Origin of the sequence: Micromonospora sp. NPDC049580 (assembly GCF_040675595.1) — a bacterium.
GTDB lineage: Bacteria > Actinomycetota > Actinomycetes > Mycobacteriales > Micromonosporaceae > Micromonospora.
This window is the reverse complement of sequence record NZ_JBFAPG010000394.1, coordinates 1-5,952: the sequence shown is the minus strand read 5'-3', so window position 1 is coordinate 5,952 and position 5,952 is coordinate 1. Positions and strand designations below refer to the sequence as shown.

At 75.9% G+C, this 5,952-nt stretch carries 7 protein-coding genes and 1 pseudogene; 7 read left to right on the top strand and 1 reads right to left on the bottom strand.

Annotation, left to right across the window (positions count from 1 at the left end):
- The 6 genes and pseudogenes from AB0J68_RS25015 to AB0J68_RS24990 form a co-directional block, all read left to right on the top strand.
- Window positions 1–490: pseudogene (locus AB0J68_RS25015) on the top strand (L-seryl-tRNA(Sec) selenium transferase); the annotation flags it as partial.
- A gap of 2 nt (window positions 491–492) precedes the next feature.
- Window positions 493–2,247 carry a selenocysteine-specific translation elongation factor gene (gene selB, locus AB0J68_RS25010; RefSeq protein ID WP_363940626.1) on the top strand — a complete coding sequence of 585 codons (1,755 nt, stop codon included), beginning with the start codon at window positions 493–495 and terminating at the stop codon, window positions 2,245–2,247.
- 59 nt (window positions 2,248–2,306) lie between these two features.
- Entirely contained in the window at window positions 2,307–3,056 is a 750-nt protein-coding gene (locus AB0J68_RS25005; protein ID WP_354862912.1) for a hypothetical protein, read from the top strand.
- Between the two features lie 39 nt (window positions 3,057–3,095).
- Window positions 3,096–3,293: a hypothetical protein gene (locus AB0J68_RS25000; RefSeq protein WP_088989536.1), complete on the top strand. Its 198-nt coding sequence runs from the start codon at window positions 3,096–3,098 to the stop codon at window positions 3,291–3,293.
- An 80-nt stretch (window positions 3,294–3,373) separates the two neighbouring features.
- On the top strand, window positions 3,374–4,651 hold the full coding sequence (locus AB0J68_RS24995) for a hemolysin family protein (protein WP_363940625.1): 1,278 nt from the start codon (window positions 3,374–3,376) through the stop codon (window positions 4,649–4,651).
- A gap of 73 nt (window positions 4,652–4,724) precedes the next feature.
- A complete protein-coding gene (locus tag AB0J68_RS24990; RefSeq protein WP_354862920.1) occupies window positions 4,725–4,913 on the top strand; it encodes a hypothetical protein in 189 nt (62 codons plus the stop codon).
- Window positions 4,914–4,918: 5 nt separating this feature from the next.
- Here AB0J68_RS24990 and AB0J68_RS24985 read toward each other — a convergent pair whose 3' ends face one another.
- A complete protein-coding gene (locus AB0J68_RS24985; protein ID WP_354862916.1) occupies window positions 4,919–5,569 on the bottom strand; it encodes a hypothetical protein in 651 nt (216 codons plus the stop codon).
- A gap of 133 nt (window positions 5,570–5,702) precedes the next feature.
- On the opposite strand from AB0J68_RS24985, the gene AB0J68_RS24980 reads away from it, so the two are divergent.
- Window positions 5,703–5,909 carry a hypothetical protein gene (locus tag AB0J68_RS24980; protein ID WP_354862918.1) on the top strand — a complete coding sequence of 69 codons (207 nt, stop codon included), beginning with the start codon at window positions 5,703–5,705 and terminating at the stop codon, window positions 5,907–5,909.
- Window positions 5,910–5,952: the final 43 nt, after the last annotated feature.

The following is a 5,952-nucleotide window of genomic DNA, read 5'->3' as shown; positions in this document are numbered from 1 at the left end:
GGTCACCGCGAGCGGCGACAAGCTGCTCGGCGGCCCCCAGGCCGGACTGTTGCTCGGCGACGCCGCGCTTGTCGAACGGCTACGCCGCCACCCGCTGGCCCGGGCGCTGCGCGTGGACAAGCTGACCCTGGCCGCGCTGGCCGCCACCCTGCACCGCCCGGACACGCCGACGCGGACCGCGCTGCACGCCGACCCGGCCGCTCTGCGCAGCCGGGTGGAGCTGCTGCGTGACCGGCTCGGCGCGGAGGGACGCAAGGCGGAGGTCGTCCCGGCGGTCGCCGTGGTCGGCGGCGGCGGCGCCCCCGGCGTCGAGCTGGACTCGTGGGCGCTGAGCCTGCCCGAGCGGTACGCCGTGCCGCTGCGCGCCGGTGACCAGCCGGTGCTCGGCCGGGTGGTGCGGGGCCGGCTCCTGCTCGACCTGCGCTGTGTTCCCGTCGACGCCGACGAGGCGGTCCTGGCGGCCGTGCTGCGCGTCGGAGGGGACGACTGATCATGTTCGTCGTCGCCACCGCCGGGCACGTCGACCACGGCAAGTCGACCCTGGTCCGGGCGTTGACCGGGATGGAACCCGACCGATGGGCCGAGGAACGCCGCCGGGGCATGACCATCGACCTGGGTTTCGCCTGGACGACGCTGCCGTCCGGCGCCACCATCGCCTTCGTCGACGTGCCCGGGCACGAGCGGTTCGTGCCGAACATGCTCGCGGGGGTCGGGCCGGTGCCGGCCGCGTTGCTCGTGGTCGCCGCCGACGAGGGGTGGATGCCGCAGTCCGCCGAGCACCTGGCCGCGCTCGACGCGCTCGGCGTCGGGTACGGCCTGCTGGTGGTGACCCGCGCGGACCTGGCCGACCCCGCGCCGGCGGCGGAGCGAGCCCGCGCCGAGATCGCGGCGAGCAGCCTCGGCGCGGTGGAGACGGTGGCGGTCAGCGGGCTGACCGGCGCCGGCCTGCCGGAGCTGCGGGCCGCGCTGGAGCGGCTCACCGCCCGGCTGCCCGCCCCCACAGTGGACGCTCCGGTGCGTCTCTGGGTGGACCGCAGCTTCACCGTGCGGGGCAGTGGCACCGTCGTCACCGGCACGCTGGGCGCCGGCCGGTTGCGCGTCGGCGACGAGTTGGAGCTGGCCGGGGCCGACGAACTGGTTCGGGTTCGGGGCCTGCACTCCCTCGGCGAGGCCCGTCCGGAGGCGGCGGCCGTGGCCCGGGTGGCGGTCAACCTGCGCGGTACGCCCCGTGACCGGCTGGGCCGCGGCGACGCGCTGCTCACCCCGGGCCGGTTCCATCACACCGACGTCATCGACGTACGGCTCACCGGCGACCCGGCCGCCGACCTGCCCGCCACCCTCACCCTGCACGTGGGGTCGGCGGCGGTGCCGGTGCGGGTCCGGCCGCTCGGCGCGGACACCGTCCGGCTGCGGCTGGCCCGCCCGTTGCCGCTGCTGGTCGGCGACCGGGCGCTGCTGCGTGATCCCGGCCGACACCACGTGGCCGGCGGTGTACGGGTCCTCGACGTGGCGCCGCCACCGTTGTCGCGGCGGGGCGCGGCCGCCGCCCGCGCGACGGTCCTCGCCGACCTCGACGGTCGACCCGACCTGGCCGGTGAGCTGCGCCGCCGTCGGCTGGTGCGGGTCGGCGCGCTGCGCCGGATGGGTGTGCCGGTGCAGGCCACGCCGGTGGCCGGTGACTGGCTGGCCGACCCCGCGCACTGGCAGCGGCTCGGCGAGCAACTCACCGAGGAGGTCGGCCGGTACGCCCGGGAGCACCCGTTGGAGCCGGGCATGCCGGTGGACGCGCTGCGTCAACGCCTCGCCCTGCCCGACCGGGCGCTGGTCGAGGCGCTGATCCGCCCGCCGCTGCGGGTCCACGGTGGGCGGATCGGCACGGCCGCCGTCGACACCCTGCCGGAGCCGGTGGCCCGAGCCGTGCAGCGGGTCCGCGCCGAGTACGCCGACCGGCCGTTTCGCGCCCCCGAAGCGGACCGCCTCGTCGACCTGGGCCTGGGCCCCCGGGAGATCGGTGCGGCGGTACGCGCGGGCGCGCTGCTGCGGCTGGCCGACACGGTGGTGCTGCTGCCCGACGCCCTCGACGCGGCGGTCACCGTGCTGGCGGGGCTGCCGCAGCCGTTCACCCTGTCGGCGGCCCGGCAGGCGTTGGACACCACCCGCCGGGTGGCGGTGCCGCTGCTGGAGCTGCTGGACCGCCGCGGCGCCACCCGCCGCCTGCCCGACGACGCCCGGGTCGTCGTCACCTGAGCGCGCCACCGCGATGATCCGGGGCGGACAGGGTTGCGGCGGGCTGCCAGGGTGAACAGATGGCCGAGCTGTCCCCGTCCCTGTCCCCGTCGCGGCCCTTCGCTGACCGGTGGCGTGGTGTCGTCTCGGTCGCGCTGCGCTGGGGGTTGCCGCTGCTGTGGGTGCTGTGGGCTTCGCTGGCATGGTGGGTGGCGCCGCGCGAGGCGACGGCGGGCCAGCTCGACCGGGATCTGGCGGCGGGCCGGGTGGTGAGCTTCCAACGGGCGTCGGGCTGGGCCGACGACGACGCGTACTGGGGCAGCCGGCCGCAGCCGCGGTACGACCCGCAGGGCGCGATGATCGCCTGGAGCGTGCCGAGTGGCCGGGTCCGGTACGCCTTCGTCGAGCCGCCCGACGCGCAGGCGGAGCCCGCCGGGCCGCAGTCGACGGAGCGGCCCGCCGGGTTGGACGCGAGACTGGCCGCGTCGGCGGACCTGTGGCAGAGCGCCGGCGCTGCCGCGCACCGGATCGCCGACGCCGCCGGGCTGCTCGCCGGCGCGGTGACCCTGCTGTGGCTGGTCCGGCTGGTCGGCGGCGCCCCGCCGCTGGTCGGCACCCGGTGGTTCTGGTACTGGATCGGGCTTCTGCCGTTCGGGGTGGGCGTGCTGGCCTGGTCGTACCGGGAGATGTGGCGGCCGCCGCCGGTGCCGCCGCCCGTTCGCGCCTCGGGGTGGCGCGGCGTCGGTTGGCTGCTGCTCGCCGGGATCGGCATCGTCCTGCTGGTGTCCGCCGCGCGTGCCGTGCTCGGCGTCGCGGTGGTGCCGGGCTAACCGGCCCCTCGACCGTCGGCGGTCACCTACGGTGACGCCATGGACCCTTCGGCGGTCTGGCGGGACCGGCAGCACCAATGGCGGATCGAGGCGTACCGCGCGCCGGATCTGCGGTTCGCCATCTACGCGACCAACGGCCCCACCGAGTCGGTGCCGCTCTGGCTGTTCGGCATGTCGGCGCTGGCCCGGTGGCTGATGACCCACTCCATCTCGCTGGACGACCTGGAGGTCGACTGAGCGCCCCGCCGGCCGGAAACGGGGCCCGGAGCCGGGCGCGCTGCGGTTAGGTGACCTCAGGCGGTCAACGGGGGTGGGCGGTGGGCGGTCAGCTGGGGCAGTTGGCGCTGGTGGCCGTGCTGGTGCTGGTCAACGCCGCGCTCTCCGGCAGCGAGATGGCGCTGGTGACGCTGCGGGAGGGGCAGCTGCGCCGGTTGGGTCGGCGGACCCGCGCCGGTGACCGGCTGGTCCGGCTCTCGCGGGACCCGAACCGCTATCTGGCCACCATTCAGCTCGGCATCACCCTGGCCGGGTTCCTCGCCTCGGCTGCCGCGGCGGTGTCGCTCGCCCAGCCGCTGGTCGGCCCGTTGGGCTTCCTCGGCGCGGCGGCCCGCCCGGCCTCGGTGCTGCTGGTGACCGTGGCGCTGACCTTCGTCACGTTGGTGCTGGGCGAGTTGGCGCCCAAGCGGCTGGCCATGCAGCGGGCCGAGCGGTGGGCGTTGCTCAGCGCCGGGCCGCTGGACCTGCTCGCCCGGGTGTCCCGCCCGGCGGTGTGGCTGCTCAGTCGGGCCACCGACATGGTGGTCCGGCTGGCCGGCGGGGACCCCCGGGCCAGTCGGGAGGAGATGACCGAGGAGGAGTTGCGGGAGATGCTGGTCAGTCAGCGTGGCCTGTCGGCGCAGCAGCGGGAGATCCTGACCGGCGCGTTCGACATCGCCGGTCGGACACTGCGGGAGATCCTGGTGGCCCGCCGGGAGGTGACCACGCTGCCGACCGACGTGGCCGCCGACGAGGGGGTACGCCTGCTGGCCGCCGCAGGCCGCTCCCGCGCCCCGGTGACCGGCCCCGGCGGTCTGGACGAGGTGGTCGGCGTGGTGCACATCCGCGATCTGGTGCGGGCCGGCACCGGGACGGTGGGGGAGCGGGTCCGGTCACCGTTGCTGCTGCCGGTCACCCTGCCGGTGGCCGACGCGTTGCGCCGGTTGCGCCAGGAACACCAGCAACTGGCCCTCGTCGTCGACGAGCACGGCGGCATCGACGGCATCGTCACGCTGGAGGACCTGCTGGCCGAGGTCGTCGGCGAGTTGTACGACGAGACCGACCGCGACGTGCGCGGCGTGGCCCGGGAGCCGGACGGGGCGCTGCTGGTGCCCGGTGACTTCCCCCTGCACGACCTGCCCGATCTGGGGGTGCGACTGAGCTTCCCGCTGTCGCGGGAGTACACGACGGTGGCCGGGCTGGTGCTGGCCCGGTTGGGTCACCTGCCGGGTGAGCCGGGCGAGACGGTGCGGTTGCCCGGGTTGACCATCGAGGTGGTGGAGGTCGCCGACCGGGCGGTGCGGCGGGTGCGGCTGCGTAGTTTCGTCGCCGAGCGCTGAGCGCGTCGCCCAGAAGAGGGACAACACGGGCGAAACACCCCCTAGCGGATGCTCCTCGCCTACCGTGCGGTACGTGAAGGACCGAGGGTTGCGTACGTTCGTCACCGTGCTCGCCGGTCTCGCGGTGATCTACTTCGGCAGCGCGGGCCGCAGCCCCGAGGAGGGCCGTGGCATCTCCGGCGGGGTCATCGTCCTGGCGCTGCTCGCCGCGCTCGGTGTGTGGCACCTGACCCGACCGCAGGGAGACAAGCCGGTCAAGTGAGCGCCTCAGCCGGCGGCGACACGGGTGACCTCGCCCGCGGACTCCTCGCCGAGCGCCACCCGGACCAGCGCCGAGGCGAGCCGGCCGAAGTCCGGTTCGGCGACCAGCCCCGCCAGCCGGTCCGGTGAGCCCGGCAGGCCCAGCCGCTTCGCGCCGGCGAGGGCCCGACGGTCGGCGTACGGGCGCAGGTCGGACCAGACCGTCTGGGCCTCGCGCAGGTAGATGTCCGCGCCGGTGGGCCCGATGCCGGGGAACTCGGTGAGCCGTCGGCGCAGCCCGGCCGGGTCGCCCTGGGCGTCCCGGTGCAGGCGCCGCAGGTCGCCGTGCCAGCGGTCCAGACACAGCCGCGCGCCGGTGCCGAGCATGGTGGCGGTGCGCTCGTCGTAGCGGCGGTAATGACCGCGGCCCAGCGCGTCGACCCGCTGCTGCCAGCTCGCCGCCTCCATCGCCTGCGGCGTGCGGTAGCCGGCCGCGAACAGCTCCCGCGCGGCGTCGACCGCCACGCACGCCCGGATCCGGGTGCTCAGCAGGGTGGCCAGCACCAGCAGCTGGTAGAGCGGACCGGGGCGGTCGGCGAGCCGGATACCGGCCTCCTCGGCGTACGTGTGGCTGCGCCGGTCCAGCAGGACCCGCACCACCGCTCGATCGTCACCCACACCGGGTGGGTACCCACCCTGGGCGCGGCTAGCCCTGCGGGCGCGGGGCGGGACCGGAATGCCGCCCGGCCGGACGGGTATGCCGCCGGTGGAGGCGGTCGATGCCGCCTGCCGTACCCGGAGGGAGACACTCGTGGTCAACCCGCAGCAGGAGGAGTTCCGGCGCAACGCCAAGGGAGCGACGAGTCAGGACAGCAAGGGGCCCCAGCCGACCGGGCATCCGCTCAACCGCGGCACGTCGCGCGGAGACGCCGGTCGGCCGGTGCCCAAGGGCCAGGTGTCGCCGTACGGCCCGGCGGGTGAGCCGGTCGCCGAGGACGACAGCGACGCCCGGGCCTAACGACCGTGACCGGACGGCCGCCGCCACCTGGAACAGGTTGCGG